Raw genomic sequence first — 17,782 nt, 5'->3', positions numbered from 1 at the left:
AGGTGACGCCCTCTTAATAATTACACCTTTTCATACCAATGATTCTATCACCAATGCTATGATTTCAAATCTCGAATAATAACCTATAAAAGATTATCCTTTTGCAACTGCAGCAACCTCGGCAGCAAAATCAGTCTCTTCTTTTTCCACACCTTCTCCTAGTGCGAAACGAACAAAGCCTGTTATTTTTGCTGGTGCACCAATCGATTTTTCAGCATCCTTTAAAGCTAATTCAACAGTCATATCAGGATTCATCACAAAAGCCTGTGAAAGTAAAACAACTTCTTCAAAAAATTTGCGCATACGCCCTTCCACCATCTTTTCAATAATATTCTCAGGTTTTCCAGATTGACGTGCCTGATCTGAAAAAATCGCTTTTTCACGCTCAATAGCACTAGCATCAACATTTTCTACTGTTAGTGCTAATGGGTTAGTTGCAGCAATATGCATTGCGACCTGCCGACCAAAAGTAGCTGCAGCCTCCTTATTTCCGATGGTTTCAACAGCAACCAAAACGCCAAGTTTGCCAAGACCATCAGCCACACTGTTATGTATATAAGTAGCAACAATACCATTCTCAACAGAAAGCTTGGCAGAACGCCGAAACGTCATATTCTCACCAATAGTACCAATCGCATCTTTAATTGTCGTTTCTACCGTCTTCTCAGAACCAGGATAAAAAGCGGCAGAAACAACGTCAACGCCTCCATGCGTATCCAAAGCAGCTGTTGCCACATTCCGTACAATATCCTGGAATATATCGTTGCGCGCTACAAAATCTGTTTCAGAATTAATTTCAACCAAAACCGCACTTGAATCTTTTGATGCAATTCCGATTAATCCTTCAGCCGCTGTACGGCCAGCTTTCTTATCTGCTTTTGCTACCCCTTTTTTACGAAGCCAATCAACAGCAGCTTCCATATCGCCATTAGTTTCTGCTAGCGCCGCCTTACAGTCCATCATACCAGCGCCTGACAATTCTCGAAGTTTTTTTACTTGTGCAGCAGTAATGCTCATATTTGCCTCTTTATTCTGTAACGATGAAAGCGTGCTAAAAGAAAATTCTGCGCACGCTTACGACCTCTTCTTTAGAAAATAAACACCCTAACAGTGTGTCTTAATAACTATTCGGAAACTGGAGTCGCATTTTCCAAAATAGCTTCTTTCAAAACAGTTTCTACAGGCACATCAGTTTGAGCCCCTAAATCAACGCCCATTGCGCCTTGTTGGCGCGCAATACCATCAAGGGCCGCACGAGCAAACAGATCACAATAAAGAGCAATTGCACGTGACGCATCATCATTCCCTGGAATAGGGTGTGTAACGTTATCAGGATCACAGTTCGTATCAATAATAGCGATAACTGGGATGCCTAAACGTTTCGCTTCTTGAATAGCGATATTCTCTTTATTTGTATCGATAACAAATATAAGATCTGGAACAGACCCCATATCTTTAATACCACCAAGAGCACGATTAAGTTTTTCACGATCACGTTCAAGATTTAAACGCTCTTTTTTGGTAAAACCCTGCGCTTCAGAAGCGAGAATTTTGTCTAATTTACGCAAACGATGTATCGAATTGGAAATTGTTTTCCAGTTCGTGAGCATACCACCAAGCCAACGCGCATTAACATAATATTGTGCTGAACGATTTGCTGCATCAGCGATAATATCGGATGCCTGCCGCTTAGTACCAACAAAGAGAATACGACCACCACGTGCAACTATATCTGAAACAAGTTTAAGTGCTTGGTGTAAAAGAGGAACGGTCTGTGCAAGATCAATAATATGAATATTATTACGCTCACCGTAAATATAGGGAGTCATTTTGGGATTCCAGCGATGAGTTTGGTGACCAAAATGGACACCTGCTTCCAAAAGCTGGTGCATAGTAAAATCTGGTAGTGCCATAATTTATCCTTTCCGGTTTAAACCTCCGCGGAAAAAGTAGAGAAATCTACTACCGGCGGACGTTTGCTAGATTTTTCTTGCAAACACCCAAATTCCGCGTGTGGAATAGTGTCAACATACTAATATTTGATTCTTTTTCAAGTTATTTTCTATAATTCTTTAATCTTTACATTGATTAAGATTCTTCGCAATCTCGAGGAATTCAAGACTGTTCAATTTAGCACGCACTGCAAAAGTTCCATAATCTACACGAAGATCTCGCATAACACCATTCTCATATAAAAGAAAACTTGTATGATAGACTGGCAATCCATCTTTTTTTCTACATCATCAAAATAGGAAATTGTAACTGGCCAAGATTCTTCTTCATCCAATTTTCCCATTTTTTTCGTTTCAACATCAAAGTGTTGTAATGTTTTTTCTCCAATAACTATACTTTCTCTAATAATTTTATCTGCTTTATCTGTTCCATCAAAGACACTAACATTATAAAAATGACGTCCTGCTTTTGCATTGCGTATAATATTTTTTAATTGCATAATTGGAAATTCAGCCATTGCAAGTTTATATTCTTTTTCTTTTGGTTTTGTCAGTTTTACGACAAGCCCATCTTGAATACGCTCAGCTATTCCTTCCGCTCGATGTACAATTTCTTGTCCGGTTTGATCTGTAACATTAAAATGAAATATACGACTATCACCCGTTTCATAACTTATAGTTTGTTGATCAGTTAAACGTACTGGCATATCATCCATATGAATACGACTAATAAAGCGAAAACGTGTGGTATAGCCCTGACATGCTGAACCGGTTAGCTCATAAACCATGCGCCCTGTCATTCCCGAAATTGTCATTTCATGAGAGACACTATCAAGCTGAAAATCATAAATTGCTCGGTGAGGCGCAATAAAAATAGACTCTTCAGCGCTCGCAGCACATGAAAAAACAACATATAAGACTATTATAAATAATGATCTGATCATTCCTAACTTCCAATTTTCATCCGCGCTGCATAACACCATACACAAAAGCAAAAAAGACTTGCTTCTCAATTAACCACACATTTCCTTAAATTAAAAAATAGTTTATGCAATGAATATATTCATTAGAAAGCTATGGAGTTTAAATTATGACAAATACAATTGAAATTCATCTTAAAAAACTAGGAATCGTTCTTCCTGAAGCAACACAACCTATTGCCAATTACGTAACTACCTTACAAAGTGGAAACCAACTCTTTGTTTCTGGACAACTCCCTCTTTTAAATGGAAAGCCAATAGCAACTGGCAAAGTCGGCGTAACGGTTAACGCCGAACAAGCAAAAAAAGCAGCTGAAGTCTGTGCACTCAACATTCTTGCACAAATCAAGGCAGCTCTCGGTGATTTAGGAAGAATAAAACGTGTGGTCAAAATTACCGCTTTTGTCGCTGTAGATACTCACTTTACTGATATTCCTCTTATCGCCAATGGAGCTTCTGATCTATTCGTCAATATTCTTGGTGAATCTGGAAAACATGCTCGTTCTGCCATTGGTGTTACCTCTCTTCCTATGAACGTCCCTGTAGAGGTTGAAGCTATCATAGAAATCTAAATCTTTATAAATGGCAATATCACCGACATAAGGCAACAACTCAATGCGAAATCTTTCTTTTTTAACGCTCTAGCGGCTTGCATATTCTTCGATCTAAAATTAAAATTTATAAATCAAATACATAATAAGGGCATATTGATATGAAAGAAACGTATGATGATAATAATGCTTTTGCTAAATTGGTTCGTAATGAGATTCCTTCCGTTCGTGTCTATGAAGATGATGATGTCATTGCATTCATGGATATTATGCCACAAGCACCAGGTCATACACTGGTCATTCCCCGAAAAGGCTCTAGGAACTTATTGGATGCAGATACTGAAACATTGTTCCCAGTTATTAAAGCTGTGCAAAAAATTGCCAACGCTGTCAAAAAGGCCTTTCACGCGGATGGTATAACAATCATGCAATTTAATGAAGCCGCTAGTCAACAAACCGTTTATCATCTACATTTCCATGTTATTCCACGTATGGAAGGAATAGAACTTATCTCCCATAATAATGTTATTACACCTACGGAAATACTTGAAGAAAACGCAAAAAAAATTCGTGCTGCTCTTTAAAGACTTTTTTAAGTTGTTGAGCTTTTTTTCTTCGTACGTTTTTGGATAAAATGCGTTATTTTGTTATTTTTTAAGGACATAGACACATCAGAAGATGAGACTTTCAACTGCAATCTCTCTTTTTCTCCACTTGATTTTTGTGTCGATATGTGGACCATGCCACCATTGCGCAACTTTCCAAATAAAATTTCATCAGCTAATGGTTTTTTAATATGCTTTTGTATAATACGACTCAATGGACGTGCTCCCATCTGGAGATCGTATCCTTTGTGAGCAAGCCAAGCCATTGCGGAAGAACTTAACTCAAAACAAACACCTCGATCAGCTAATTGTGTTTCAAGCTGCAAAATAAATTTTTTCACGATCTGATTGATAACAAACTGAGATAAAGGTGTAAATGGAATGATTGCATCCAACCGATTACGAAACTCCGGCGTAAAGAGTCGGTTAATTGCTTCAATATCATCACCATCACGATATACTTTGCCAAATCCGATAGCTGCTTTTGCCATCTCTGAAGCGCCCGCATTTGTTGTCATAATTAAGATAATATTGCTAAAATCAATTTTTTTACCATTATGATCTGTTAATTTCCCATAATCCATTACCTGTAATAAAATATTAAACAATTCTGGATGCGCTTTTTCAATTTCATCCAGTAAGAGAACGGCGTGAGGATTCTGATCAACTGCATCTGTCAGAAGACCTCCTTGATCAAATCCTATGTAACCTGGAGGAGCACCAATTAAGCGCGCCACTGTGTGCCGTTCCATATATTCTGACATATCAAAACGTAACAACTCAATACTTAAAGAAGATGCAAGTTGTTTTGCAACTTCAGTTTTTCCTACCCCTGTTGGCCCTGAAAATAAATAACTGCCTATTGGTTTGTTTGGTTCTCGTAATCCTGCCCGGGCCAATTTAATGCATGATACCAATGCGGAAATTGCCTGATCTTGTCCATAAACAGCTTGCTTAATTTCTTTTTCCAATTTGCTAAGCATCTTCTGATCATCACCAGAAACTGTTTTTTGTGGAATCCTTGCCATCGTAGCAACAGTTGCTTCAATTTCTTTAATGCCTATAGTCTTTTTTTGTTGTTTTTTTGGCAAAAGCTTTTGTGCTGCCCCACTTTCATCTACAACATCAATTGCTTTATCAGGCAATCGGCGATCAATCATATAACGTGAAGATAGCTCCACGGATGCCTTCATCGCTTGATCTGTATATTTGATCTGATGAAAATCTTCAAAATAAGGCTTCAATCCTTGCAAAATTTTAATTGCATCAGCGATAGAAGGTTCATGAACATCAATTTTCTGAAAACGGCGCTCTAAAGCTCGGTCTTGTTCAAAAATTTTGCGATATTCTTTGTAAGTCGTTGAACCAATACACCGAAGAGTTCCAGAAGATAATGCGGGTTTTAAAAGATTCGCCGCATCCATATTCCCTCCCAGTGTAGCCCCTGCTCCAATTAAGGTATGAATTTCATCAATAAATAAAATAGCATCTGGATATTGCTCAAGTTCTTTAATAATTTGCTTTAGGCGTTCTTCAAAATCGCCACGATAGCGTGTACCAGCAACAAGCCCTCCCATATCAAGAGAAAATATCGTTGCCTTTGATAAAACTTCAGGAACTTTTTCATCAACAATGCTTTTTGCTAACCCCTCAATTATAGCAGTTTTTCCAACCCCAGGATCACCAACCAAAAGTGGATTGTTTTTTGATCTTCGACATAAAATCTGAATCATGCGTGACATTTCTACTTCACGACCGATTAATAAATCAATTTTTCCATTACGTGCTTTACAATTAAGATCAACACAATAGTTTACCAGTGCATTCGTTATCTTTTCATCATTGTCTGAAATCTGCTGATCTAATTGCTCTTCAAGCCCCTCAAGCAACATAGATAATCCCTCATCCCGCGTAACACCATGTGAAATAAAATGCACAGCATCATAGCGTGTCATCCCCATCTCTTGAAGAAAATATGCCGCATGACTTTCACGTTCAGAAAAAATGGCAACGAGAACATTTGCTCCTGATACTTCATCCTTTCCAGCTGATTGCGCATGAATCACTGCACGTTGGATAACACGCTGAAAAAACGTTGTTGGTTTTGTATCCTCATTCGCTCTAATCTGCATATCCAATTCTGAATGGATATAGTTTGTTAAGCGTTCTCGCAATTCTTCCACATCTACCTGACAAGCCTGAATAACCGAATTTGCATCGGTATCATCAAGCAGGGCAAGCAGAAGATGTTCTAATGTCGCATATTCATGCCGAGCTTGCACAGCAATTGTTAATGCGCGGTGTAAAACCTCTTCAAGACTGGGTGTAAAAGATGGCATAATCCCTCACTTCCGTTCCATTATACATTGTAATGGATGTTCATTTTGATGTGCGCACTCCCTAACTTGCATTATTTTCATTTCAGCAACTTCATAACTATAAATTCCACATTCTCCTACCCCATTGTGGTGAACGTTTAGCATAATACGCATTGCTTTTTCGAAATTTTTATTAAAAAAGTTTTTCAAAATAAAAATAACAAAATCCATAGGAGTATAATCATCATTAAGTAAAAAAACGCGATATAATTTAGGCTTTCGGAATTTTACTTTCATCTTTGGCATTAAAACAGCATCATACCTACATTCATCCCAATTTTCGCCTTTTTCATTCTGCATAATGGAAATTAAAGGTTTTTTTACCGGTCTTTGTACCATTATTATTTCCTATGGAACGTGTTTTTTTGAATTTTAAATTCTTTCATAACTATTGCAATAGCTGTTCGTGTAAAGAGAAAATTTTCTTTTGCGATTATGAGATTTAAGATAAATACGGAAACTCATAAAATAATTTCTGTAAACAAATTAGTAATATCATTTGACTAAATTGTATCAATAAGCTGTGAAAAGAGTTTTACAGAATTTTCAAAGTAAATGGAGAAATAGGATATCGCAAGTGTATATTAACTACCAAAAAGTTGCGTGGTGCTATAAAAAAATAGCAATTGCTTTTGTTGTTTTAGCTTTTTCTTACTCTTGGGCATTAGCGACTCCTCAAGAAGCTTATCCTGATAAATATGCTGCTATTGTTATAGATGCAAATACAGGTAAAACTTTATTTCAAGCTAATTCGACGCTAAAGCGTTATCCTGCTTCTCTAACAAAAATAATGACATTGTTTATGCTTTTTGAAGCTATGCATATGCGTCGTGTGACACTCAATACACCAATTCCCATCTCACTTTACGCAGCAACGCGCCCACCAACGAAAATCGGCTTTAAAGCAGGACAAACAATTTCTGTAGAAGAAGCAGCAAAAGCTCTTATTACAAAATCAGCAAATGATGTTGCCGCTGCTATTGCAGAATATCTTGGTGGCAGTGAAAAAAAATTTGCTCGGATGATGACAGCAAAAGCCAAAAAACTTGGTATGACTCATACGAATTTTACAAATGCTTCAGGACTCCCAGATGTGCGCAATTATTCCACAGCGCGAGATATGGCAACCCTATCACTAGCTCTACGCAAACATTTTCCACAACAGTATAAATTATTCAAAACAAAAAGTTTTACTTTCCGTGGACATACAATTAACAGCCACAACAGACTCGTTAAAACAATGAAAGGTGTTGATGGAATTAAGACAGGTTATACACAAATGTCCGGTTCTAATTTAGCATCTTCGATGCGCCTTGAAGGGCGTTCTATAGTTGCTGTCGTTATGGGTGGTAAATCCTCTATCGCACGTGACAGACACATGGCTAACTTGTTAAACGAATATCTACCCAAAGCCAGCAAGATGAAAAATAATGGACGCTTAATAGCTTCTGTAAACTACAACTTACCCACTGGAAAAAATGTTCCTATCCCTTCCATTAAAGCTGAACCAAACAATCTTGAAAATGAAATGTCTACTCTGTTAACAGCATTTGCAGAACAACCTCAAAATCCCAATATAGCAATAGCTGCAGTAAACCAAGCAATTATACCAATTCCTAACCCTCAGAAAACCCTATCCGTTGAGACTAAAATTGTAACAGCCTCTCTATCGACAAACGCTGAATGGGCCATCCAAATTGGTTCGCTTCCTAGTAAAGAACAAGCACAAACTCTGATTTCAAAAGCAAAAAATATTGCTTATTCTTCTCTAAAAAATGTATCTTCACATATGCAACGGTTTGAAAAAAGTGGACGCCTTTATTATCGTGCACGATTTGTAGGATTTCAATCAAAAAAAGCTGCTTTTAATGCTTGTTCTACATTAAAGAAAGCAAATTTTAACTGCTATACTGTAACTTATTAGAAGTTTTTAGATCACGCGTTAAGGATAGTGCCATGATACACAATGCCCTTTCTTCATCCCATAAAAAAGAAAAGTTATTGAAGCAATCGTCTTTCCTCTCATTACGCTCTTTTCATGATGCTATAACAAAACTTGCCGGTTTAAAGTATACTCCAGCTGCGTTAGACACGCAGACTCTTGTCAATCTTCTCATTTGTCAAACAATGCGCAACCGCCGCCTTATGATGCGTCCTGTACGTATTCATTTACGTGTTGCAAGTCAAACCGGTAATGTGCCTATTAAAATTCATCTAGGTGCGACAAATATTTAAGTCTATAAGTAATTTTCACAAGAATTATTTGATTAATAAAACTATTCATGCATTACTTACAGTTTTTAAAAATATTTTAGAAGGCGTACTTCTTTTCTCAAATTGAGGAAAATCGTACTTGTTAGTTTTTCTTGAATTTTTCTTAGCTTTTAAAAAAAATCATCTGAAAATAAACGGAAAATAACAAACATTGATTTATTCTTAAATCTGATTATCCCCGGTGTTTCTTTCATGAAAAAATTTTTTTATTGGACGCCAATTTTATTACATTGATTGGATATGTTGTAAAAACCTTATGGAAAGGTGCCCTTCAATAATGCCAAAAGCCACCAAATCAAAGTAAATATTATACAAAAATTTTTAACTCTTTCTAAAACGTATATTCTTTTCAAAGACATAAAAGAGCTTTAGAATATAACCCTCTGCATACTTCTCTCCATTTTTATTGCTACCTATGAATCATAAAAGCCATCGGCAAATATGAAAATAAAAAAACAAAATGATGGCGCATCACCTGCATTTTTATGCGATAAAATATACATAAAAATTTAGCGGAGTAAACATCTGCCGAGCTCTTTAACAGGATATCGCATTGACTGCAAGACCAGCTTTACTCGTTTCTTTGTAGCGTTCACTCATATCATGTCCAGTCTGTCGCATTGTTTCTATACAAGCATCAAGAGAAACAAAATGTTCTCCATTCCCATGTAAGGCGAGAGAAGATGCTGTTACTGCCTTAACAGCACCCATTGCATTGCGCTCAATACAAGGCACCTGTACAAGACCCGCAACTGGATCACAGGTCATTCCTAAATGATGCTCAAGCGCAATCTCTGCCGCATTTTCAATTTGATCTGGTGTCCCACCTAATGCAGATGTCAATCCTGCTGCTGCCATTGAAGATGCCGTTCCAACTTCACCTTGACAACCCACTTCTGCTCCAGAAATAGAAGCATTATGTTTGATAACACCACCAATAGCTGCTGCCGTTAACAAAAAATTATGTATTCCTTCTCGATCTGAATCGTCATAAAATTGAAGATAATAACGTAAAACTGCTGGTATAACACCAGCTGCCCCATTTGTCGGTGCTGTCACAACACGACCACCGGCAGCATTTTCCTCATTTACGGCTATGGCATACACTGAAAGCCAATCATTTGCTAAAAGAGGAACGTTGCGGTTTTTCTTTTGATTTTCTAAAAGTGTTTCGTGCAACTTTTTAGCACGTCTTGGAACGTGTAATCCGCCTGGCAATTCACCTTCTTGTGCAAGACCTCTATCAATGCAATTTGTCATAGCTGAAAAAATTCCATCAAGCCCCGCATTAAGCACTGAACGCTCCATCTTCATCTCTTCATTTAAGCGCTTCATTTCAGCAATTGAGTGTCCTGATTTTTTTGCCATTGTTAACATTTCACGCGCAGAATTAAAGGGATATGGCACTTCAGAAATTTCTGATTGTATATTGTCCTTCATATGACTCAATTCATCTTCAGTCACAACAAAACCACCGCCAATAGAATAATAAATCTGCCGTAAAAGAACATTTCCATTAGTATCAAGCCCTTCAAAAGCAAGTCCATTAGTATGTCCAGGGAGAACTTTTTTTCGTTCAAAAATAAGATCATTTTGTAAATTAAACTGATAGGCAGGATGACCTTCCGGGTGCACTTTTTTTTCACGTTCAACCTTTTTTAACAAGAATTCCATAGAATCAGGATTAACAGTTGAAGCTTTTTCTCCCAAAAGCCCTAATATAATAGCTCTATCTGTAGCATGACCAATTCCTGTAAAAGCCAAAGAACCATAAAGATAGACCCGTATACGAGAAACTTTAGCATCAAATGGTTGAGAAAAATTTCGTGCAAGCATCTCTTGCAAAAACATATTCGCTGCTATCATCGGCCCCATCGTATGAGAACTAGAAGGACCAATCCCAATTTTAAAAAGCTCAAAAACAGATAAAAACACACATCACCTCAAAACTATACAGCTTTTAAGTATATGCTTTTTCATCACGCCTGTCCCATTTAAAATTAAATTGCAAGATAAGCTAAAAAAATAACTGTAATAAATATAAATATAGCCCGTCTTGCTACTACCCAACACTTATTTTCTACAGTGCTTTCCATAGCCAACCTTCAAAAATGGAAAACGATCTAAAAATGATCACCCTTTTAATTTTGTAAACTTAGTAAAATAAGTATTAGCATGCAATATTAAAATTCAATAGGAGCAAAAGATTCCCACCAAAATATTTTTTATGGACATGTTTCAATAAAACGCACAAAGTTCTCTATTGGTTCGCGTTCAGTCTCAAAATTATTCTCTGGAGCACTTTTATCACGATAACCAAGCGCCATGCCACAGATAATATTACGATCAACAGGTAAAGATAACAGTGTACGAATTTGTTTATGATAATCGGCAAAAGCTGCTTGGGGACATGTATCTAATCCAAACCCACGTGCTGCTAACATAATTGTCTGCATAAACATACCTAAATCAAGCCAACTCCCCCTTTCCATATCATGATCCATTGTAAATAAAAGTCCTACAGATGCGCCAAAAAATGAAAAATTCCGCGCTTTTTGGTGAAGCATTTTTTTTGATCATCTTTTTTAATTCCAAGACTTTCATAAAGATCTAAACCAATTTTTTTGCGCCTTGAAAGATAAGGCTCACGCCATTTACGTGGATAATAATGATATTCACGCTCTCCTTTTATGCCTGAAAGTGCAAGACATGACAGCTCTTGTCCTAACTTCTGCAATGCATCTCCCGTAAGAACAATAACTTGCCATGGCTGAAGATTTGTCCCAGATGGAGCACGTGCTGCAAATTTTAAAATTTTTCTAATTGTTTCTTGTGAAACTGGTTGGCTAGTAAAAGCGCGAATTGATTTACGCGATAGAATGGATTGGAAGATATCAAGAGGAGAATTATCTATCATTGCTTTTACTTTCTTTAGGCTATCATTTTTTTTATTGCATAAAACCCATTACTTTAAAATATTTTAAGCGTAAGGGATCTTCAAATAAAAAGGAATAGGATTTTTTTAATACACCTTTTATAAGTACAAGTAAGGAAATCACAGGATTCTACCGAAAAATGTATAATAACCATCGGCTCCTTTTTTTAAGGTACTATATTTTTAGTGCACTGTTTTCTATGAAATTAAAAATATTTGCACCAGTATATTTTATTCAATTTTTTTCTAAGCTTTAATATTCTTTTTCAAAGAGATGTGGACTTTCAATAATAAGCTTTTCTCGTGCTTTTTGTAACTGCTTAATAACTTCGTCAATTTTTGATGGAGAATGGAAACATTCTTGGTTCTTTAATAAATACTTTTTCTCCTCTCCTTCATAAAAACATTGAAGCTGAGATTGTAATATTCTAATCTCTTGGAAGAAAAGACGTCCCGTTTCCTTGAATGCACTGTTAAGTGAAAAAAGTTGATCAGAAATTGACAATAAAATCTGTTTTAAAAAACGCTCATTTTCTTGGCGTTTATGATACTCTAAAATAAGAGCATGGCTTATCTCATCCAGCTGTTTTTTTGTAGAATCAATTTGACGCAATAAATTTGCTTTTTCCCCCATATGACCTTCTTTCACCTTCAAAAGCATAGTATAAATATTTAATAATTTAACTGCGGAATGAGATAAATAATCAACTAATGTAGGCGTATCGGCATAGCGCTTTCGTGCAACCATTATAAACTTACCTAATGATTGGTTTTTACATTCATCCCGCTATTCATTTTTTATTCTACAAAGCTATTCTAAAGAAAGTGCTAAAGACATTGAGCATTTCTCCATTCTTTTCACAGTTAATGCGGAGCAAATGGAGATAACAAGCGTATTGGTGTATAAAGAATAATATGTGTTGTTTTCTCCAACACAGTACTACTATCAGCAAGGAGCGCCTGACTGGGTGATAATTCTGTACCCTGCATAATTGTAGAAGCCAAAGAACCTTCTCGAGAAAGCGCCATTAATGTTGGTGAAGATGCAAAAACATTGTGTGCTCCACCATCAACATTGGAAAAATCAAGGACAGCTATTCCATTTTTACGTAACATTTCAATATCTGCGCCATCCCCCACACGATGATGGCCACCTGTAAGACGTCCTGAAATAGCAAGAGCTTTATCAGCTCGAGATACCAAAATAGCGGTTGGTTGAGGCAATTTTTTAATATCTTTAAGTTGGCGTTCAAACACATCAACATCAATATCAGGTGCTGCCATTAAAAAACTTGTAATACGGTGAATAGGCTTATACTTTCCCTGTAATGCTAACGTTCTAAATGCCTCCATGATGACAAAATTACCCATAGAATGCGCAATAACAGAGATTTGATCAGCATTGGTTTCACTAATGAGGGTTAAAAGTTCTATTAATCCGTCGCGTGCAAAGTTAGCGCTATCACGGTCATAAATATAAAGAGGAACGGACCCAGCAGAGGGCCATGAGTAATGTACAGTGACAACATTTAGAGAATAATCATGTGTAAACTGAGCTGTCCGAAATGTGCCATCTGCAAAATTGTTATTATAACCATGAATAAAAAGAAAAATTTCTCTTTTACCCTTTGGTTTTTTTGCTAAAGCAGCATTTAATTGTTGCTTAAACTGTTCTTTGTTATCGTATTTTTGTAAGGCTACTGCTGCAAAATATTTATCGTGAGTAGGTTTATAAGCATTTATTTCAACAAAACCCTTCACATGTTGTTGAGGAATTCCTACATCAACACGGTTATAATGTACTCTATTTGATCGCTCTGCACCATAAGGTTGGGAATAGCTCTTTTGCATCATACGACTTGTTGCAACATATACCGGAATAATAGCTTTTGGAAGAATTGGTTTTTTTTCAACTTCTCTTTGTACTGCAATCATAGATGGTGTCGCATGTATCCCATGCCAAAGTACAGCACGCGATTTGCTACATGCCGTTAATAAAGATATGCAAATAAAAAATGCTAAATACTTTGAAAACACTGTGCCTCTCACTAACACCATTTCGCCCTCTTAAAAAGATTTAAATTTAAATCTACCAAAAAAGAACAAAGCTTCCATTAATCTGATATAAAACCGTTACGCGAAATATACTAACAGATTATATACAAAGAAAAACTTCACTACAATGCAATGCAATAAAATAGTGTTCTTCAACATAAAAAAACTTACCCCGCCATAAAGAGAACTTAACTGGTGCGGTCGAGAAGACTCGAACTTCCACGGGTTGCCCCACAGCGACCTCAACGCTGCGCGTCTACCAATTCCGCCACGACCGCACGTGGTGAGGTAAAACATATCGGTTTTTTTGGCTTTAACAAATCGCAAAGCAAGGTACAAGCCTATTTTCACTTTCTCACGATTTATTTTACCTGAATAATTTAGCTCGACTTAAAATTATAAAAATACAGATTTTACTATGCCCTTTGAATCATCTTAATAAAATTATCTTGCACAGCTCGATCTTCTTCATAACAACCACGAAAACATGTTGTAATTGTTGTCGCCCCCTGCTTTTGGATTCCTCTCATTGCCATGCACATATGCTCAGCCTCAATCAATACAGCAACACCACAAGGTTGCAAATGCACAGCTAACGCATCAGCTATTTGCGCTGTCATAGCCTCTTGAGTCTGTAAACGACGAGAAAAAATATCTACAACACGCGCAATTTTTGAAAGACCAACAACCTTTGTATCAGGAAGATATCCGATATAAGCTTTCCCAACTATTGGAATCATATGGTGCTCACAATGAGAATAAAATGGAATATCTTTTAGGATTATCGCTTCATTATATCCCGAAACTTCTTTAAAAACCGTACCCAAAATTTTTTCAACGGATTTCTCATAACCAAGAAAAAGCTCACGGTATGCTCTAACCACACGTTCTGGAGTATCTAAAAGCCCTTCTCGATTTGGATTTTCTCCCACCCATAAAAGCAATGTACGAACCGCTTCTTTTACTTCTTCAAAGCTTGGGCGCTCTTCTCTTGGTAAGAATGAATCTCTCTTACTCCCTTTAACAACATTATGCATTTAAAAACTCCAAGCTTACCCTCTATAAAGAGTTTGCCATATATCTATATCATTTTGTATAATCTTTATATAAGCAAATGAAAAGTTTAAACAATCACGATTCTTAAAATTTCAGGCGATAGTGCATGATTGACAATATTTATAGTGACAAAATACTTGAATATGCTGCACACATAAGCAGAATTGGGCGTCTTAATAATCCAAACGCAACGTCAAAAAAATCTGCACGCCTTTGTGGTTCAACAATCACTGTAGATCTAAAAATAGAAAATAATATCGTGACAGATTTTGCCCATGAAGTGCATGCGTGCGTGCTAGGACAAGCTTCTGCTTCACTTTTAGCATCCCATATCGTAGGACAAACAACACAAAATCTGGTACTGTTGCATGAAGTTATCTATCATATGCTAACAAAAAATGGTCCACCTCCTCAAGCTCCCTTTGAAGCCTTTTCTTGCTTACAACCTATTAAAGACTACAAAGAACGTCATGCATCAACGATGCTTCCCTTTGATGCAACTGTAGATTGTATTAAACAAATTAAAAGAAAATAAATGCTCAGATCACAGTCTCAACAAAAAAAGAAACAAAGGCGAAATTATATGGGCCCTTGGCGGAAAACACCAGGGCGATTGCTTGGAATTTTCTTGATACGTTTTTATCAAATAACATTTTCCAGTTTCATAGGCAATCAGTGCCGCCATGCACCAACTTGTTCAGAATATACTTATGAAGCGATCGCGCGCCATGGACTATGGGTTGGTTTTTGGATGGGGCTTTTTCGTCTTATACGTTGTGGCCCATTTGGAACATATGGATTTGATCCAGTTCCTACCTCTCTTGAAAATTCTTATTGTTTTTATAAACCTTGGCGTTACTGGAAAATTTATAAAAAAAATCATAAATAATCCTTTCCTTTTTTCATACCTCTTGATAAGAAAATCAATTATAGGCTTTAATAATTACTAATTTTTTACAAAACCATCCGCAATCGTTAGCGGAATTGGCTTAAAGGGGTATTTTATGTCCTGTTCTGTTTCTCTTTCTTTTCCTGATGGTTCAAAACGTGATTATCCAGCCCAAATGACCGGTTTGGAATTGGCAGAATCCATTTCTAAATCACTGGCAAAAAAAGCAGTCGCCTATAATCTTAATGGAATCACCCGAGATCTATCAGATTCATTAGAACAATCTGGTCAAATAGAAATTATTACCCGAGAAGATCCACGTGCTCTTGAACTTATACGCCATGATTGTGCACATGTTCTAGCTGAAGCAGTGCAAGAGCTTTTTCCTGAAACGCAAGTAACAATCGGCCCTGTTATCGAAAATGGCTTTTATTATGACTTTGCACGTCAACAACCTTTTACCTTGGATGATCTCTCCGTTATTGAAAAGAAAATGCATGAAATTATCCAACGCAATAAAGCTTTCAAAAAAGAGATTTGGTCTCGTGAAAAAGCTCGAGAGGTTTTTTCTGAAAAAGGAGAACTCTATAAGGTTGAGCTTATAGATAGCGTCCCTGAAAATCAAGATTTAAAAATCTATTATCAAGGTGATTGGTTTGACCTTTGCCGCGGACCTCACATGCAATCTACTGGCCAGATTGGCAATGCCTTCAAATTGATGAAAGTTGCAGGAGCTTATTGGCGTGGTGATGCCAATAAGCCAATGCTCACGAGAATTTATGGCACAGCATTTGCGAATGAAAATGACTTAAAAGCTTATCTACACATGTTAGAAGAAGCTGAAAAACGCGATCATCGCCGTTTAGGAAGGGAAATGGACTTATTTCATTTCCAAGAAGAAGGACCAGGCATGATTTTTTGGCATAAAAAAGGTTGGAAAATGTTCCAAAATTTGATCAATTATATGCGTAGACGACTTGATGACCATCAATATGCTGAAGTTAATGCACCACAAGTTCTCGATAGATCACTTTGGGAAATATCTGGCCATTGGGAGTGGTATAAGGAGAATATGTTCAAAGCAATTCCAGCAGCTGATGATTGGGATGATGAAAATGTTTACGCTCTTAAACCAATGAATTGCCCTGGTCATGTACAGATTTTTAAACATGGTTTAAAATCTTACCGCGATTTGCCTATAAGGCTTGCTGAATTCGGTCTTGTCCATCGTTATGAGCCTTCAGGCTCTCTTCATGGTCTGATGCGTGTACGTGGCTTTACACAAGATGATGCACATATTTTTTGTACAGATGAGCAGTTAGCCGATGAATGCCTCAGCATTAATGATTTGATTTTATCTACTTATGCTGATTTTGGATTTAAAGAAATTAGTCTTAAACTTTCAACACGCCCAAAAAAACGAGTTGGATCTGATGCGTCATGGGACCATGCAGAAAATATTATGAAGTCCGTCCTTACAACTATTGAAACAAAATTCTCAGGACAGATAAAAACAGATATCCTTCTAGGTGAAGGAGCGTTTTATGGTCCGAAATTTGAATATACATTAAAGGATGCTATCGGTCGTGAATGGCAATGTGGAACAACACAAATAGACTTTAATCTTCCTGAGCGTTTTGGAGCATTTTATATTGATAAAGATTCAGAAAAACGTCAACCTGTCATGATACATCGTGCCATTTTTGGCTCAATGGAGCGGTTTCTCGGTATATTAATCGAAAATTTTGCTGGGCATATGCCTCTTTGGCTCGCACCTGAACAAGTCATTGTGGCAACGATTACATCAGAAGCAAATGAATATGCAAAAAAAATAACAGCAAAACTTAAAGCTGTTGGGCTTTCCGCCACATCAGATCTTCGTAATGAAAAAATTAACTATAAAATACGCGAACACTCTTTACAAAAAATTCCTGTGATTTTGGTGTGCGGCAAACGTGAAATCGAAACAAACAGCGTAAGCGTACGCCGCTTAGGAAGTATGGATCAAGTATTTTTATCTACAGAGGAAGTAATTAGGCAACTCACAGATGAAGCAGTCCCTCCAGATTTACGCCGTTAATGAGTGCCTAAAAAAACTAAAAAGAAC

Annotated in this window: 15 protein-coding genes, 1 tRNA gene and 2 pseudogenes; 7 read left to right on the top strand and 11 right to left on the bottom strand. The window is 36.9% G+C overall.

Features of this window, described 5'->3' with window-relative positions; genetic code table 11:
• Window positions 1–93: 93 nt before the first annotated feature.
• The 3 genes and pseudogenes from tsf to QWU_RS09225 all read right to left on the bottom strand — a co-directional run bounded on the left by tsf (window position 94) and on the right by QWU_RS09225 (window position 2,896).
• Window positions 94–1,017 (bottom strand): translation elongation factor Ts, encoded by a 924-nt coding sequence (gene tsf, locus QWU_RS05690; RefSeq protein WP_006589391.1) that lies wholly within the window; start codon window positions 1,015–1,017, stop codon window positions 94–96.
• A gap of 107 nt (window positions 1,018–1,124) precedes the next feature.
• Entirely contained in the window at window positions 1,125–1,913 is a 789-nt protein-coding gene (gene rpsB, locus QWU_RS05685) for a 30S ribosomal protein S2 (RefSeq protein WP_006589390.1), read from the bottom strand.
• Between the two features lie 159 nt (window positions 1,914–2,072).
• Window positions 2,073–2,896 (bottom strand): annotated as a pseudogene (locus tag QWU_RS09225) (cell envelope integrity EipB family protein).
• Window positions 2,897–3,042: 146 nt separating this feature from the next.
• On the opposite strand from QWU_RS09225, the gene QWU_RS05675 reads away from it, so the two are divergent.
• Window positions 3,043–3,504, top strand: coding sequence for a RidA family protein (locus QWU_RS05675; protein WP_006589388.1), 462 nt, complete (start codon window positions 3,043–3,045; stop codon window positions 3,502–3,504).
• 140 nt (window positions 3,505–3,644) lie between these two features.
• Window positions 3,645–4,067, top strand: a complete 423-nt coding sequence (locus QWU_RS05670) for an HIT family protein (protein ID WP_006589387.1) — start codon at window positions 3,645–3,647, stop codon at window positions 4,065–4,067.
• A gap of 8 nt (window positions 4,068–4,075) precedes the next feature.
• On the opposite strand, the gene clpA is transcribed toward QWU_RS05670, so the two are convergent.
• Window positions 4,076–6,427: an ATP-dependent Clp protease ATP-binding subunit ClpA gene (clpA, locus tag QWU_RS05665; protein ID WP_006589386.1), complete on the bottom strand. Its 2,352-nt coding sequence runs from the start codon at window positions 6,425–6,427 to the stop codon at window positions 4,076–4,078.
• Window positions 6,428–6,433: 6 nt separating this feature from the next.
• Window positions 6,434–6,805, bottom strand: a complete 372-nt coding sequence (gene clpS, locus QWU_RS05660; protein ID WP_006589385.1) for an ATP-dependent Clp protease adapter ClpS — start codon at window positions 6,803–6,805, stop codon at window positions 6,434–6,436.
• Window positions 6,806–7,043: 238 nt separating this feature from the next.
• On the opposite strand from clpS, the gene QWU_RS05655 reads away from it, so the two are divergent.
• The gene (locus QWU_RS05655; protein ID WP_006589384.1) at window positions 7,044–8,390 is read left to right on the top strand and encodes a D-alanyl-D-alanine carboxypeptidase; all 1,347 of its coding nucleotides are present in this window, start codon (window positions 7,044–7,046) and stop codon (window positions 8,388–8,390) included.
• Window positions 8,391–8,422: 32 nt separating this feature from the next.
• On the top strand, window positions 8,423–8,701 hold the full coding sequence (locus QWU_RS05650) for a hypothetical protein (protein ID WP_006589383.1): 279 nt from the start codon (window positions 8,423–8,425) through the stop codon (window positions 8,699–8,701).
• Window positions 8,702–9,277: 576 nt separating this feature from the next.
• On the opposite strand, the gene QWU_RS05640 is transcribed toward QWU_RS05650, so the two are convergent.
• From QWU_RS05640 to folE, 6 genes and pseudogenes are all read right to left on the bottom strand, one after another.
• A complete protein-coding gene (locus QWU_RS05640) occupies window positions 9,278–10,675 on the bottom strand; it encodes an L-serine ammonia-lyase (RefSeq protein WP_006589382.1) in 1,398 nt (465 codons plus the stop codon).
• A gap of 290 nt (window positions 10,676–10,965) precedes the next feature.
• Window positions 10,966–11,657: pseudogene (locus tag QWU_RS09220) on the bottom strand (nitroreductase).
• A 271-nt stretch (window positions 11,658–11,928) separates the two neighbouring features.
• Window positions 11,929–12,423, bottom strand: coding sequence for a hypothetical protein (locus QWU_RS05630; protein WP_006589380.1), 495 nt, complete (start codon window positions 12,421–12,423; stop codon window positions 11,929–11,931).
• 116 nt (window positions 12,424–12,539) lie between these two features.
• Window positions 12,540–13,733 carry an alpha/beta hydrolase gene (locus QWU_RS05625; protein ID WP_006589379.1) on the bottom strand — a complete coding sequence of 398 codons (1,194 nt, stop codon included), beginning with the start codon at window positions 13,731–13,733 and terminating at the stop codon, window positions 12,540–12,542.
• A gap of 190 nt (window positions 13,734–13,923) precedes the next feature.
• A tRNA-Leu gene (locus QWU_RS05620) sits at window positions 13,924–14,008 on the bottom strand.
• Window positions 14,009–14,146: 138 nt separating this feature from the next.
• Window positions 14,147–14,767, bottom strand: coding sequence for a GTP cyclohydrolase I FolE (gene folE / locus QWU_RS05615; protein ID WP_006589378.1), 621 nt, complete (start codon window positions 14,765–14,767; stop codon window positions 14,147–14,149).
• Between the two features lie 125 nt (window positions 14,768–14,892).
• Between folE and QWU_RS05610 the strand changes: the two genes are divergently transcribed.
• From QWU_RS05610 to thrS, 3 genes are all read left to right on the top strand, one after another.
• Entirely contained in the window at window positions 14,893–15,321 is a 429-nt protein-coding gene (locus QWU_RS05610) for an iron-sulfur cluster assembly scaffold protein (protein ID WP_006589377.1), read from the top strand.
• On the top strand, window positions 15,322–15,675 hold the full coding sequence (yidD, locus tag QWU_RS05605) for a membrane protein insertion efficiency factor YidD (RefSeq protein WP_017196363.1): 354 nt from the start codon (window positions 15,322–15,324) through the stop codon (window positions 15,673–15,675). It abuts the gene before it with no gap.
• 115 nt (window positions 15,676–15,790) lie between these two features.
• Window positions 15,791–17,755: a threonine--tRNA ligase gene (gene thrS, locus QWU_RS05600; protein ID WP_006589375.1), complete on the top strand. Its 1,965-nt coding sequence runs from the start codon at window positions 15,791–15,793 to the stop codon at window positions 17,753–17,755.
• Window positions 17,756–17,782: the final 27 nt, after the last annotated feature.

It is taken from the genome of Bartonella birtlesii IBS 325, from assembly GCF_000273375.1.
GTDB lineage: Bacteria > Pseudomonadota > Alphaproteobacteria > Rhizobiales > Rhizobiaceae > Bartonella > Bartonella birtlesii.
Note: the sequence above shows the minus strand (reverse complement) of the source record. Positions and strands in the feature narration are given on the sequence as shown.